The 13,207-nt window shown below is 67.8% G+C and carries 11 protein-coding genes and 3 pseudogenes; 6 read left to right on the forward strand and 8 right to left on the reverse strand.

Annotation, left to right across the window (positions count from 1 at the left end):
* The first annotated feature begins 65 nt into the window (after positions 1–65).
* The 3 genes from OG430_RS01065 (at position 66) to OG430_RS01075 (ending at position 2,948) form a co-directional block, all read left to right on the forward strand.
* Entirely contained in the window at positions 66–749 is a 684-nt protein-coding gene (locus tag OG430_RS01065; RefSeq protein ID WP_327350434.1) for a DUF998 domain-containing protein, read from the forward strand.
* Positions 750–1,284: 535 nt separating this feature from the next.
* The gene (locus tag OG430_RS01070; protein WP_327350435.1) at positions 1,285–1,488 is read left to right on the forward strand and encodes a cold-shock protein; all 204 of its coding nucleotides are present in this window, start codon (positions 1,285–1,287) and stop codon (positions 1,486–1,488) included.
* A gap of 323 nt (positions 1,489–1,811) precedes the next feature.
* Complete coding sequence (locus OG430_RS01075) at positions 1,812–2,948, forward strand: NADPH:quinone reductase (protein WP_327350436.1); 1,137 nt, start codon at positions 1,812–1,814, stop codon at positions 2,946–2,948.
* Positions 2,949–3,257: 309 nt separating this feature from the next.
* Here the strand turns inward: OG430_RS01075 and OG430_RS01080 are convergent, their stop codons facing one another.
* Together OG430_RS01080 and OG430_RS01085 are read right to left on the reverse strand one after the other, a co-directional pair.
* Positions 3,258–4,259: an NADPH:quinone oxidoreductase family protein gene (locus tag OG430_RS01080; RefSeq protein ID WP_327350437.1), complete on the reverse strand. Its 1,002-nt coding sequence runs from the start codon at positions 4,257–4,259 to the stop codon at positions 3,258–3,260.
* A gap of 47 nt (positions 4,260–4,306) precedes the next feature.
* Positions 4,307–4,663: a MerR family transcriptional regulator gene (locus tag OG430_RS01085; protein ID WP_327350438.1), complete on the reverse strand. Its 357-nt coding sequence runs from the start codon at positions 4,661–4,663 to the stop codon at positions 4,307–4,309.
* A 673-nt stretch (positions 4,664–5,336) separates the two neighbouring features.
* Between OG430_RS01085 and OG430_RS01090 the strand changes: the two genes are divergently transcribed.
* On the forward strand, positions 5,337–6,215 hold the full coding sequence (locus OG430_RS01090; RefSeq protein ID WP_327350439.1) for a GNAT family N-acetyltransferase: 879 nt from the start codon (positions 5,337–5,339) through the stop codon (positions 6,213–6,215).
* Between the two features lie 107 nt (positions 6,216–6,322).
* Here OG430_RS01090 and OG430_RS01095 read toward each other — a convergent pair.
* Both OG430_RS01095 and OG430_RS01100 read right to left on the reverse strand, forming a co-directional pair.
* Positions 6,323–6,643 (reverse strand): annotated as a pseudogene (locus OG430_RS01095) (zinc ribbon domain-containing protein); the annotation flags it as partial.
* A 612-nt stretch (positions 6,644–7,255) separates the two neighbouring features.
* Positions 7,256–7,549, reverse strand: coding sequence for a hypothetical protein (locus OG430_RS01100; protein ID WP_327350440.1), 294 nt, complete (start codon positions 7,547–7,549; stop codon positions 7,256–7,258).
* 246 nt (positions 7,550–7,795) lie between these two features.
* Here OG430_RS01100 and OG430_RS01105 point away from each other — a divergent pair, with 246 nt between their 5' ends.
* Complete coding sequence (locus OG430_RS01105) at positions 7,796–8,746, forward strand: methylenetetrahydrofolate reductase (RefSeq protein ID WP_327350441.1); 951 nt, start codon at positions 7,796–7,798, stop codon at positions 8,744–8,746.
* 75 nt (positions 8,747–8,821) lie between these two features.
* Here OG430_RS01105 and OG430_RS01110 read toward each other — a convergent pair.
* From OG430_RS01110 to OG430_RS01120, 3 genes and pseudogenes are all read right to left on the reverse strand, one after another.
* Positions 8,822–9,406, reverse strand: a pseudogene (locus tag OG430_RS01110) (transposase); the annotation flags it as partial.
* A 312-nt stretch (positions 9,407–9,718) separates the two neighbouring features.
* Positions 9,719–10,603 carry an LLM class flavin-dependent oxidoreductase gene (locus OG430_RS01115; protein WP_327350442.1) on the reverse strand — a complete coding sequence of 295 codons (885 nt, stop codon included), beginning with the start codon at positions 10,601–10,603 and terminating at the stop codon, positions 9,719–9,721.
* Positions 10,600–11,526, reverse strand: a complete 927-nt coding sequence (locus OG430_RS01120) for an NmrA/HSCARG family protein (protein ID WP_327350443.1) — start codon at positions 11,524–11,526, stop codon at positions 10,600–10,602. Before OG430_RS01120 ends, OG430_RS01115 begins: the two co-directional genes overlap by 4 nt.
* A gap of 121 nt (positions 11,527–11,647) precedes the next feature.
* Between OG430_RS01120 and OG430_RS01125 the strand changes: the two genes are divergently transcribed.
* Positions 11,648–12,223, forward strand: a complete 576-nt coding sequence (locus tag OG430_RS01125) for a TetR/AcrR family transcriptional regulator (RefSeq protein ID WP_327350444.1) — start codon at positions 11,648–11,650, stop codon at positions 12,221–12,223.
* Positions 12,224–12,249: 26 nt separating this feature from the next.
* On the opposite strand, the pseudogene OG430_RS01130 reads toward OG430_RS01125, so the two are convergent.
* Positions 12,250–12,921 (reverse strand): annotated as a pseudogene (locus OG430_RS01130) (RNA-guided endonuclease InsQ/TnpB family protein); the annotation flags it as partial.
* Between the last annotated feature and the right edge of the window lie 286 nt (positions 12,922–13,207).

Consider the following 13,207-nt stretch of genomic DNA (forward strand, 5'->3'; position numbering starts at 1 on the left):
CTGTCACATCCTGGGATCGACGTGTGGGCAGACACACCAGCCGCCGCACTCGAGAAGGAATTGCCATGACAACCGCTCCCCTCATCTCCCGTGACGCCTCCACAACCACCTTCACCGCGTCCCGCTCCCGCTCCGGCCGTGTGCTGCTCGCCGCCGGTGCCGCCGCCACACCCCTGTGGACCGTGACAGCAATGGCACAGGCACTCACCCGTGACGGCTTCGACCTGACCCGGCACCCTTTCAGCATGCTGGCCAACGGCTCGCTGGGCTGGATCCAGATCGCCAACTTCCTGCTCGTCGGCCTGCTGTTCATCGCCGCAGCCACCGGGCTGCGCCGGGTACTGCACGGCACGACAGGCGGCACCTGGGCACCCCGGCTGGTGCGGGTCTGCGGCATCGGGATGCTCGCCGCGGGCATCTTCACCGCGGACCCGGCGGACGGGTTCCCCGTCGGCACCCCGGCCGGGATGCCGCAGAGCATCAGCTGGCACGGCGCGCTGCACATGGCCGCCGGCACGGCGACGTTCGCCGCCCTCATCGCCGCCTGCCTGGTCCTCGCCCGCCACTTCACCCACACCGCTGACCGCCGCCGGGCCCTCGCCTGCCGCGCCGCAGCCGTGGCGGTCGTGGCCGGCAACGGATGGGCCATGAGCGGCGGCCCGGCCGGGTCACTGACCCTGGCCATCGGCGTGATCGCAGGGATGGGCTGCCTCTCCCTGGTCGCCGCCCGCTACCGCCACCACGCATGAACCAGCGGCACCAACCACAAAGTTGCCGGCGAGGGCCAGCCCTCGCCGGCAACTTTGTCTGTCTCTTCAGCATGCGAAGGCCCTTGCCGGACCTCCCTTCACCCCGCAGGTGACAGGAAGCCGATGTGCGTCGACCTACTGGAGGTCTGTGCCCGGTTCACGACGCCAGCCCCACTCGGGATGACGGTCCACCAGCGTGAGGAACCCGCTCGCCGGCAAGACCTCGCAATGGTTGGTGTCACGGACCCTGTTCTGCGGGGACAAGGATGATCACGGACGGCCAGGACACGTACCTACCTCCCTGGCGACAGCAGGCAAGCACTCCCTGGGCGGAAAGGAAGTTGGCGAGAAGGGCCTGCCCCTCGAGAGCTTGTCCGTGTAACGTCAACGTCAGCTGTCATGGTTCCGAAGTACCGGTCGCCCGTGAGCGCGAGTTCACGGGCGTTGTGCTGTTCAGAGTCTCGGAAGGCCAGGACGATCACCTCCGGTTCCCGCACGGTGCGGGAACCGTTTCTCGAGTCTCTTGGAGGACTACATGGCTACTGGAACCGTGAAGTGGTTCAACGCGGAAAAGGGCTTCGGCTTCATCGAGCAGGACGGTGGCGGCCCGGACGTCTTCGCCCACTACTCGAACATCAACGCCTCCGGCTTCCGTGAGCTCCAGGAAGGCCAGAAGGTGAACTTCGATGTCACCCAGGGCCAGAAGGGCCCGCAGGCGGAGAACATCACCCCCGCCTGAGCCGCAGACAAGAGACGCCCGCCCCGAACGTCTTGGGGCGGGCGTCGTGCGTCAGGTACCTCGCAGCTGGGCGAACGCGTTGGCGTAGTCAAGTGCGCCCGAACATCTCACCCGCACGAAGCCGGTCAGGTTCCTGGAGCTGTTGTTCCAGAGTGGCGAAGTGGCATCTCACTGGCCGCCGATTCGATCTCTGCCTACTCCGTGAGGCCCTCGGCCTCGACGTCGGGCAGCTGGAGCGGCTGCGTCGGGCGGGGCAACTCCAAGCAACTGAGAGACCCCTCCTTCATGCACGGGCACCGTGCCCCTGGCAGGGACGGTTGATCTTGGTCGACACCTCATCCACCAGGACCTTCGCCGTTCCGTCAGCCGAACTGCCCCACATCAACGGCGGATTGGAAGAGCCTCAGTGCAGGCAGGTCAGCTGCGTCAGTCACCCCAGAACTACAGCTGAGCGGCCCGAGGCCGCACACGAGGGAGAGACCGTGCATCTCATCCGCGCCCATGAGTTCGGCACCGCCGACGTGCTGCGCTACGTCGAGGACGAACCCACGAAGCCGGGCCCCGGCCAGGTACGGGTGCGACTGCGCGCGGCCGGGGTCAACCCGGCCGACAGCTATGTCATCACCGGGACGTACGCTTTCCTGAGGCCGCGGCTGCCGTTCACTCCCGGCTGGGACGGCGCCGGTGTGATCGAGGCGATCGGTCCCGACGTCACCGAACGGGCATCGGGTCAGCGCGTATTCGTCGCCGCCCTGCCCCTGGGCTCGAGCGGAACCTACGCGGAACATGTCGTGACTGGCGTCGAGTCGGTGCATCCTCTCCCCGAATCCCTCACTTTCGAGCAGGGGGCGGCCGTCGGCATCCCCTACCTCACCGCCTATCGAGCCCTGTTCCAGCGGGGCGGCGCCCGCGCCGGCGAAACGGTGCTCGTGCACGGTGCGAGCGGCGGGGTCGGCATCCCGGCGGTACAACTGGCGGTCGGCGCGGGGCTTTCCGTGATCGGCACCGCGGGCAGCCGCGCGGGGAGGGAGCTCGTACGCGCGCAAGGAGCCCACCACGTGCTGGATCACACGCGGGCCGGCTACCTGGAGGAGATTCAGGATCTGACCCATGGTCACGGAGTGGACCTCATCGTCGAGATGCTCGCGAACGAGAACCTCGAGAAAGATTTCGACGCCCTGGCCCAGCGCGGCCGGATCGTGATCGTCGGCGCCCGTGGCCCGGTCTCGTTCACACCGCGCAAGACCATGGTCGCTGAGGCGGACATCCGAGGCACCGCGCTCTGGAACATGCACAAAGACGAGATAGCAGAGGCTCAGGCGGCGATCTCCAGGCAACTGGAGGACGGAACCCTGACGCCCGTCGTCGGGCGTACCTTCCCACTGGCCGAGGCAGCCGAGGCCCAGCGCTACCTGATGAACAGCCATGCCCACGGCAGGGTCGTCCTGGACTGCGGGTGAGCATCGAACCTCTTCCAAGCTGGCTTCGCTGACCGCGAGTTGGACAGTCCTGCGCAACGACGAAGCTCCTGACAGACGGGCTCCCGCGGAGCGATGTCGCCCATAGCGGCCCCTTCATCGGCGAGTACCGACAGATCATCGCCCTGCGAGGAGTGCATCCGCCACCCCATTTCGTCAGGGGTTCTAAGTGCCGTGTCGGTGGCCCGCTCCCTGTGCGAGCGGGAGCGGGCCACTACTTCTGGCCGGCGGTCTCTACCAATCCAGACGCCCGACATCCTTGGCGGGATTCCCTTCACCCGACCCGACCGGCTAGCGCCAGGGGTCGAGGGCGTGCTTGCCCGTGGTCTGGCGGGATTCGAGGCGCTGGAGGACGGCCGGGCCGTCGGCCAAGGGGTGGACCTCGGGGGAACCCGGCGGGTACACACCCTCGGCAATCAACGCATTCAGCTCCGCCAGCAGATCCGCGAACATGTCCGGGGCGGCGGTCGCCAGCACAAGGATGTGCAGGCCCTTGACCTGGATCCGGTGGGTGAAGAGCAGGTCGTGGGTGCTGAGGTCGGCGTGACCGGACGCGGCACCGAACACGATGACCCGACCGGTAATCGGCTTGGTGACCGCCATGCTGGCTGCGAAGGTGTCCTGGCCGACTGATTCCAGGACCAGGTCGACGCCGCCGGTCAGGCGCAGGACCTCCTCGGCCAGGGCGGGGTGGGCACTGTCGAGGACCTCGTCGGCTCCGAGGGCACGGACGATGTCGTGCTTGGCCGGTGAGGCGGTGGCGATGACGCGGGCGCCATAGTGGCGGGCAAGGCGGACGGCGGCCTGCCCTACGCCCCCGGCTGCAGCGTGGATGAGCACCGTGTCACCGCTCTTGAGCTCGCCGAGGGGTTTCAGGGCGGCGAGGGCAGTTGCCCAGTTCACCACCAGGCCGAGCGCGGCGGCGTCGCTCCAGCCGGAGGGGACCGGGAGCACTTCGGCCGCCGACATCGTCATGTACTGCGCGAAAGCGCCCGGGCCAGCACCCACCACACGGGTGCCGATGGGTAGCGGGCCGTCGACATCCGCGCCCACCCCCACGATCTCACCAGCGGCTTCGAACCCGGCGACGTACGGGGCTGCGGGCCCTCCCTCGTAAGTGCCGTGGGATTGCATGACATCGGCGAAGTTGACCCCCGCCGCCGCCACCCGGATCAGATACTCGCCCGGGCCGGGGGCGGGGATGGGGAGAGAGGTCAGCGCCAGGTCCTTGGGACCCAGGTGCGAGTGCTGCATGAGAGCCTGTACGAGCGGCTGCTGCGTGTTCTTGTTCATGTGAGGGACCGTAAAAGCCTCACACAGGCGTGAAGGTCAAGCCCGCCTCACCGATCCGCCTGCGCTGCGCCCAAGAAGCCATCCAGTGCCGCCTGCTGGGCACTCAGCCCTGCGATGCGCTCCGCGAGGCGGTCACGGTAGTTCTCCACCTCCGCCAGGAACTCGGCGCACACCCCATTCGTGCCGGTACTCGGGGTGAGGTAAGGCATGACCTCCTTGATCAGCCGCATCGGCAGCCCCGACTCGATCAGGAAACGGATCACCCGGACCCGGTCGAGGATGTCCCGGCCGTACAGGCGGTACCCGTTATGGCACCGATCGGGGGTGATCAGCCCCTCATCCTCGTAGTGCCGCAACACCCTGGCACTCACACCGCTGACTCTGGCAGCCTCACTGATCATCATGATCGGACAACACCCGTGCGCTGTCCGATCTTCCAGCGCGCCGGACACCCTCAGCCATGCGGCAGCGCCCGGATCCAGCCGGTGATCGTCTCAAAGTCGCGTCGGCGTAGACGGCCAACTTGAAGATCGCCACCCGCAGTTGACGATTGCGGTCACGGAAGGTGGCCTTCAGCAAGGCCTGGCTGCCGCCCTCGGGGGAACTCTGAAACGGGTCTCAGGATCGCTGCAGATGAAGGGAAGGGTGCAGCAACCTCCCTCATCCGCATTCTGATGATGGAGCATGAACGCAGACTCCTCGGCATGCTCCTGAAGAGACTGACCCACCCGGGCTTCGACGTGGACTGGGCTGGGTGGGACCGGGCAACGACGCTTCGGCCGACGGTCCTACAACGCCGGCAACCCTCCGATCGGCGGCAGCAACTACGACAAGCCTCCTCTTCGCCAAGAGGCAACCATGCTGATCGCAGCCATCAACGAGCCGCTGTGACCACGCTCGCAGCAGCCTTCAGTTAACCCTTTGCCACGGAGCTGATGCGCCAGCTAAGTTCGCCCAGCCGTCCACTCGTTTGGGACCGGCACGTCGACCAGGAGGTGTGAAGCACATGCGCAGGAGTGCCCAGCAGTTGAGCCCGCGTACTGACCTTTGCCACCTCCTCACGACGGAGACAACACCTTGTCGCTCCGCATCACCCCACTGACCGACCCCGCTCACGGGGCACACAGCCGACGCCTTGCATGGCTGGCATCCGACACCGATTCCAACCCCGCCGGAACGGCCTTTCTGCGCGTGTTCGATGGCGGACAAGCCCACCTGGCCGAACTGACCCTCCACGTCCACCCCGTGGAGCGCCGCAAGGGCGTCGGCTCCCGGCTCCTCGAGACGGCCGTGGCCGCCGCCCGGGACAACGCCCGACGCTGCGTCAACGCGCAGGCCGAGGCCGGATCGCCCGGCACCCACTTCCTGCCGGCCCACGGCTTCCGCAAGGTGCTCACCCTGAAGTACGCCCGGCTGCCGCTGGCCGACGTGGACACCACCGCCCTCGCCGCCATCATCGAGCGCCCGCATCCCTGCTACCGGCTCGCGTCATGGCCAGGAACCGTCCCCGACGACCTCGCCCAGACGTTCGCCGCCTCACGTCGGGCCATGGACGACATGCCCATGGACGACACCGACTACGGCATTGTGGTCTGGGACGTGGACCGGGTCCGGGCCGCGGCGAAGGCCGTTGAAGACCGCGGAGACCAGCTGCACACCGTCGTCGCCATCGACACGACCGACGACTCGATCGCCGGGTTCACCGAACTCGTCGTCCCCGGCAACGGCAAGGGCGATGCCCAGCACTACGGCACCGGCGTGCTGCCCGAGCACCGCGGACACGGCCTCGGCCGATGGATGAAGGCCGAGTCGATCCGACAAGCCCACGGCCGCCATCCAGATCTCAGCGGCCTCCTGACCGACATCGCCGACAGCAACACGCACATGAGACACATCAGCGACAGCCTCGGCTACGTGCCCACACACACGACACTCCAGTACCAACTCGACCTGTAGAGACAAGCGGACGACGGGCCGGACCTGGGCACCACCCGGTCCGGCCCGTCGTCACTTTCACAACAGGCCAGGGGCCACTCGTACTCCACAGTGCCGACTCCTCCCCCTCATGAATGAGGGGCTTCTCGCTTAGCCGGTGCGGCTTCGCGACGCACCAGCCCGGCCCGCAGAACGTTCACAGCGCCCACCCTGTCCGCGTGCGCCTGGTGGCCGCACGCGGTGCAGTGGAACTGCTCCTGGGTGGGCCGGTTCTCCGCTGAGACGTGCCCGCATTCGGGACAGGTACGGGAGGGGTTGCGCGGGTCCACAGCAATCACGTCTCGTCCGGCGCTTTCAGCCTTGGCGTGCAGCATCGTCAGGAACACCCACCATCCGACGTCTGAGATCGAACGGTTGAGTCCGGCCTTGGCAGCGGCCCCGTTGAGCAGCTCGGCTGCCATTCGTCCGGGGCCGCTCGATGGCCGCCTTGCCTTGGGGTGGGACGAGCTGTCCAGGGTGGGCGAAGCCCAGCGCGTAGCGCCGCCGCAGGCGCCCCTGACCGGTCGGACCGGCCCATGGACTCCTCGATCGGGCGGCCCCTCCACCCTCTGCCTGTACGTAAGTTGGCGGATGTAGATCTTTGCATTTGAGCTTGTACGCGGCTTTGTACGTGAGCTAGGCGGCCACGGTGAAGTCGGGTGCTGATCCATCTCGGCGGCAGTTGCAGCGATGGAAGGCCGCGGTGCGCCTGGCTCGCCGCACGCATCGCCGTTCTCACCGCCGAGCAGGTGGCGCTCGACGCCTATCTCCGCGAAGCGCGCGGCCCGCTCCTTGACCTTCACACAAGCGGGAACCTCCTACCTTCCGGTGCATGTCTGATCCGTGTCACCGCCGCCGGGATCAACTGCGCCGACGTCCTGCAGTCCCACGGGGCCTACGAAGGCGGCCCCCAGGGCGCCGTACGTGCAAGGCTTCGAGGCCGCCGGGGATGATGATCGCCCGCATCTGCGAGGCAATCGCCAACCGCTCTGCCGTGCATGCCGGTTCGTCGGCCCTGCCGGTCAGCCGCGCCGGGCCGCCTGCTGGATGAGTTCGGGCACGGGCGGGAGGTCGGGAATGCCGGTGAACGAATTGGCGGGCGCGCCGTAGCGGATGACCTTGATCGTGCCCCCGGGGGACTTGTGCAGGAGGAGGTTTTTGCCGGTGGCGACGGCCGACGCCGGCCAGTAGGCCCATTCACCGGCGCTGACGCGGGCGTTCTCGTCCACGAAGGCGAGCCCTGCGGGAAAGCCGAGTGAGGCGGTCACCTCGGCGTTGGTTATCTGAGCGCCTGTTTCTGCTTGCGATGAGGTCATGAGCCCCGGATCCTAGCCGGATTCCGCCGCATTGGATAGCGCCAGTATCCTTCCCGCGCAGCAAATCGGAGCCGCCGAGAGCGAGGGCACGCGCGCCGAGAGTTATGGTCAAATCCTGTGGATCTGATCAACGCGGTCGTTCCATCGGGGCCTTGTTTTGGTTCCCTCGGGCAAGAGCGGTCGAATCCGGTCTCACAGAGCGGCGTTCGCCTGCTGCCTGGTGAATGAGCTGGTAGCTTCCGCGACATGATCGACCACAGAGACAGCACGGCTCTCCGGACGCTGGTGACCAACGCCGACGCCGAGAGCGGCATCCTGCTGTTTGGCATCACGCCGCCGCGTCTGAGCACCGCTCCCGAGCGGATACGGGAGATCACCGCGGCCACGTTGGCACGGTTGGAACTCCTCGACCTGGACGGTCTGGCGCTCTACGACATCGACGACGAGAGCGACCGCAATCCTGCGGAGCGGCCGTTTCCGTACCTGCCGACCATGGACCCCGCCGCCTACCACGCGGAATACCTCGGCGAGTGGAACCGCCCTGCGGTTATCTACCGGTGCGTCGGCAAGTACCCCGAGGCGGAGCTGCGGACTTGGCTGCAGATGGCCGACACGGACCGAGTGCTCAGCGTCTTCGTCGGTGCGGCCTCGAAAGACAAGACGGTGCGGACCCGCCTGTCCGAGGCGCAGGCCCTGCGCCGCGACGTCCGCCCGGAGCTGCTGCTCGGCGGCGTCGCCATCACCGAGCGGCCCGACGAGCATCTGCGGCTGCTCGCCAAGCAGGAGGCGGGATGCGCGTACTTCATCTCGCAGGTCGTCTACAACACCGACGCGGTGAAGAGCATGGTCTCCGACTACTACTACGCCTGCCGCGAGCGGCGGCTCACACCCAAGCCCGTCGTGTTCACGCTCTCGGTATGCGGCTCGGTGAAGACGCTGACGTTCCTCAAATGGCTCGGAGTCGACGTGCCACGCTGGATTGAGAACTCTCTGCTCCACGCCGACGACACCCTGGCCGAGTCGTACGAGCACTGCTTGGCCAACGCCCGTGACCTGGTCGCCTTCTGCCGCAGGCTCGGCATGCCGTTCGGCTTCCTCGTAGAGAGCGTGTCGATCCGCAAAGTCGAGATCGATGCCTCGGTCGCCCTCGCCGGCGAGGTGAGCGGACTGCTCGGGCGCGGTCGACCATCCGTATGAGGCCGGCCATGAACGTGCACGTGTCAAGTCCTCTGATCATGACGTAGCTCAGGCTGCTGAGACTTCCTCGCGCTCGACGAGTTCCTTGGTGCCGTCGACCCGGACGCCCATCAGGACCAGGAGGACCAGGAGGCAGGAGTGCGTCTCGGACAGGCGGACCTTGGGGTGGACGCCGTCGGCCCAGACGTAGACGTAGTCGGATTCGGCCAGGTCACGGCGCTGGAACTCGGCGTGGTCAGCGGTCCACTGCTTCGTCAGCCGCGTCACAGTGGCTGGCGACAGGCCGGCCGAAGAACCCAGGAACTGTTCCATTGCGGGCACGAAGTCGCCGGAGGGCAGGCCGTGGAGGTAGAGCAGCGGCAGGACCTCGCTGATCTTCGGGGACTTTCGGCACCACGGCGGGAGGATCTTCGAGGAGAACCGCTTGCGCTCACCGGTGGCCTCGTCGACGCGCTTGTCGTTCACACGCGGGGCGGCGACCTCGACGAGCCCGGCGGCCGTGGTCACCGTTCGGGGACTGTGCCGGCCGTTACGGACCATCAGTCGGCGACCGGCCTCGTCCCACTGCCCGGCGAGCTCGGCTATGTACTGGTCAACTTCCGCCTCCAGTGCGGCGGCCAGCATCCGCCTCGCGCCCTCCCGGACGATCTCGTCAATCAGGGAACCGGCCTCGGTGGTGCCGTCTTCGTTGACTACGTGAGCACGGGCGTGCCTTCCCGACCCGGGTTCGCAGCGCGGGCCTACTCGGTGACTTGACGATCACTCACTCGGAAGGTACGCCCTTCGTGCGTCCTCCAGAGGAGCCGATCCACAAGTCCTGAGCATTACTCCGCGCCGATCACAGCGCTGGCCCTGTCCTGCGCGGTATACGCGGGATTCCTTGCGTCGGGGTACCTGCCGTCGTTGAACTGGTGGGCCCCGAAACAGGGTTTGAGCTGTATGTTCAGCAGACTCGCCACTGGCCTGGACCGGTCAGGCGGCGAGGTGCATGGCGAGTTGCTCCCACTCCCGTACGGGCGGCGAATCGGGTGTGGTCGTCATGAGGTGGAGGCTGACGTGGTCGGCTCCGGCATCCAAGTGCTGTTGGACACGGTGGGCAATGTCCTCGGCACTGCCGTGGGCCACCAGCGAGTCGACCAGCCGGTCGTTGAGCGCCTCCGGGTTCCCGTACCCAAGCCCTCGCAGCAGCTCGCGGCGGTTGGGCAGGGCCGCCGCGGCGGTGGTGCGGGCCAGGTCGGCGGTGACCGTGTGGTCGTGGCTGAGTACGCACATCTGGGTGATGGCCAACAGACCGTCGTCGCCGAGGAGGGTCCTGGCGGTTCGGGTGTACTCGATGGGCATGCCCAACACCGTTGCGCCCCGGGCGCGTTCGGCGGCAAGGGCGAGCATGTCGCGGTCCAGGGCGGCGAGTACGCGGTGCGGTGAGGCAGCCGTGTCGGGTGGCCCGAACGGGGCGGTGTCCAGCGCGTCGAGGTAGGAGCGCATGGTGGCCAGGGGTGGGCCGAAGTGGTGACGGCGGATGTCCTCGGCCAGGCTGGGGTGGCTGTCCCACAGGCTGAGCAGGAACCGTCCGGGGAACGCCTCCTCCAGGGTGCGCTGCGCGGCGGCGGCCGTGACCGGATCGCGGGCGTAGATGTCGGTCATGCCGGCGGCCACGCTCATGTGCCGGGTGACCGACAGGAGGATCGCGGCCTGCGCCATGGCCTCCCGTCCCATGAGCTCGGGGAACCACAAGGTGCCATAGCCGAGGTCCTCGATCACTGCGGCGGCCTTACGGACCCCGGTTGCGGAGAGATGGTCGAAGTCCCCCGCCCAGATCCCGATGCGTCCGAGGCCATGGGTGCCGCGGGCGCTCACGCGTGCTGCCCTGCGGTGCGCGTGGAGTCCAGGAAAGCGGCGATCTGGGACGCACCGGTGCGCTCCAGCCAGGTGCCGAAGTCCATCGCGGCGGGGTGAATCTTCCGGGTGGCGGCAATGTCGGCGCGGTAGCCGAGTTCGTTGAGCCAATCGTTGGCGTAGGCGAAGTCTTCACTCAGGGCCCGGATCGCATCGATGGGGACCTGGACGTAGGGCAGCGTAATGCCGAGCGCCTTACCGATGGCCGAAGCGATCTGAACCGGCGTGAGTTCGTCCCCCGCCAGGGAAACCTCCCGGCCGATCCACTTCTTCGGCCGGGAGAACGCCAGCGCCGCCACGGCACCGACATCGTCGACGGCCATGATCTGCTGCGGGACCTCCGGTGCGAGCCCGGTGGACAGATTCCCGTCCCTCAGTGCGTATCCGCCGGTGAAGTTCTCCATGAAGGACACCGGCCTCAGGATCGTTGCGGGCAGGCCGAGCGCGGCGATGTGCTGCTCGATCCGCCACTTGCTGACCAGGTTCACCGGCAGCTTCTCGTCGAGGTGCCGGTCCGCTTCGGCGACCGACGTGAAGACGAAGTGCCCGATGCCTGCGACGTGCGCGGCCTCGGCGACGTGCACACCCCAGCGCACCTCGTCCTCGGTGCTGAAGTCCGGCGCAGTGCCGGGCGAGCCTACGGTGGGCTGGACGCTGAACATGCCCCAGGCTCCCTCCGCTGCGGCGGCCATGGAGTCGACGTCCTCCATCTGTGCCCGTACGACCTGCGCCCCGGCCTGCGCCAGTGCGGTGGCCTGCGTCCCGTTCGGGTCGCGGGTCAGTGCGCGCACCTGCCAGCCGTCCCGGAGCAGGTGATGCGTAACAGCCCTGCCCTGCAGACCGGTTGCTCCTGCCACCACGACAGTCTTGTGACTCAGCTTCATGTTCTTCCTCTTCATCGCATCCATGGCGAAGCAGAGCCACCCAGTAAGTGGGGTGGCCCTCCGTTTCACGTTCGCTACGATATGGAGGACCACCCCACTTTTCAAGCCGTCAGGAGTGCTCGTGCCCCAGGACGCCGCCCCGCCGCGCCGGACGATGCGCGCCGACGCCCGCCGCAACGCCGAAAGGATCGTGGCCGCAGCCGGGACCCTGATCGCCGAACAAGGCGCCGACGCCTCCCTGGAGGAAGTCGCCCGTCGCGCCGGAGTCGGCTCGGCCACCCTGCATCGCCACTTCCCCTCCCGCCAGGCACTCCTGGAGGCGGTCTTCAAGGACCGGGTGGAGGCCCTGCGCGCGAAAGCCGACGACCTGCTCGCCGCACCCGACCCGGGCGAGGCCCTGTCCACCTGGCTCCGCGCCGTCGTCACACACGCCGTGGCCAACCGGGGACTCGGGGCGTCCCTGATGCGCGACGCGGACCCGACACTCGGCGAGACCTGCCACGACATGATCACCAATGCCGGCGACGCCCTCCTCGCGCGCGCCCGAGCAGCAGACGCCGTGCGCCCCGAGATCACCGTCACCCAACTGCTGAAACTCGTCGGCGCCATCGCGCTGGCCACCGAGCAGGAAGCCGACGGCCCGGCCGAGGCCGACCTCCTACTTACGATCGCCATCGACGGCGTACGCGCGCGCTGATCGCCAACGCTTGGCATCCCCCCGCCCTACTGAATGGGGATTCCCGCCTGACCCGCCGCTGCAAGAGAGGAGGCCTTCGGATGGGTTCCTGTTTCATCGCGCGGGGCCGGAACACGTTCCGGTCTTACCTGCGCTCCGCAGGCTGTCACCGCCAGTCCGGCGGCCTTCTTGATGTTCATTGCGGCGTTGATGTCCCGGTCATGGGACGCACCGCACGCAGCGCACATCCAGTGCCGGACATCGAGGGGTTTGGTGCCGTCTTCCACCCCGCAGGTCGAGCTCACCCGACTGGTCGGCTCGAACCCCCGTAGAGGGCGGCCTTGTACTCCAGCATCTGCACGAACCGCGCCCAGCCCGCGTCGTGGATGCTCCTGACCATGCGGGTACGAGCGAATGCCTTGACCGCCCGGTCCTCGACGGCGCCGCTTGGTTTTCGCGGATCAGCCGTGTGGAGAGCTGGTGGTGGAACTCGCGCCGCGCATCGGCGACCTTGCCATGCAGCTGGGCCAGCCTGGCCCGGGCCTTCGCCCGGTTCTTCGAGCCCTTCGCCTTCCTGCTCAAGTTCTGCTGCGCCCGCTTGAGTCGTTGCTCGGCTCGGCGCGACGCAGGAACTGCGGGCTGTCGACCTTTGTGCCGTCCGACAAGACGGCGAAGTGCCCCAGACCCAGGTCGATACCGACCGTGGACTCCGTTGCGGGCGCGTTCCGGGGTCTGCTTCGCCACGGTAATCACGCGGCGGGCCAACTAGCCGCCACCACTGACAACGCCCGCCCGCCCCGGGGGCGAACCGGCACACCCTGCCCTGCAAGACCTTCGCTTCCTCCCCCGCCTCAAGGCGCGGATATCCACGAAGGAATCCCGATGACCGGCCGACACGCAGTCGGCAGCCACGGCGATCCCGCCGAGGCCGCCCTGCCGTGCACCGCGCCCCTCGGCGTCCCACCACGCCGAGGGGCGCCGCCAGCTGCCGCAGGCTACCTCTGG

The organism is Streptomyces sp. NBC_01304 (assembly GCF_035975855.1).
Classification (GTDB): Bacteria; Actinomycetota; Actinomycetes; order Streptomycetales; family Streptomycetaceae; genus Streptomyces.

Bases quoted from the DNA above. Each gene is read 5' to 3' on its own strand.
- OG430_RS01105 (WP_327350441.1), top strand. From the start codon at position 7,796: ATGATCGACCACAGAGACAGCACGGCTCTCCGGACGCTGGTGACCAAC.
- OG430_RS01070 (WP_327350435.1), top strand. From the start codon at position 1,285: ATGGCTACTGGAACCGTGAAGTGGTTCAACGCGGAAAAGGGCTTCGGC.
- OG430_RS01080 (WP_327350437.1), bottom strand. From the start codon at position 4,259: ATGAACAAGAACACGCAGCAGCCGCTCGTACAGGCTCTCATGCAGCAC.
- OG430_RS01100 (WP_327350440.1), bottom strand. From the start codon at position 7,549: ATGACCTCATCGCAAGCAGAAACAGGCGCTCAGATAACCAACGCCGAG.
- OG430_RS01120 (WP_327350443.1), bottom strand. From the start codon at position 11,526: ATGAAGCTGAGTCACAAGACTGTCGTGGTGGCAGGAGCAACCGGTCTG.
- OG430_RS01065 (WP_327350434.1), top strand. From the start codon at position 66: ATGACAACCGCTCCCCTCATCTCCCGTGACGCCTCCACAACCACCTTC.
- OG430_RS01085 (WP_327350438.1), bottom strand. From the start codon at position 4,663: ATGATGATCAGTGAGGCTGCCAGAGTCAGCGGTGTGAGTGCCAGGGTG.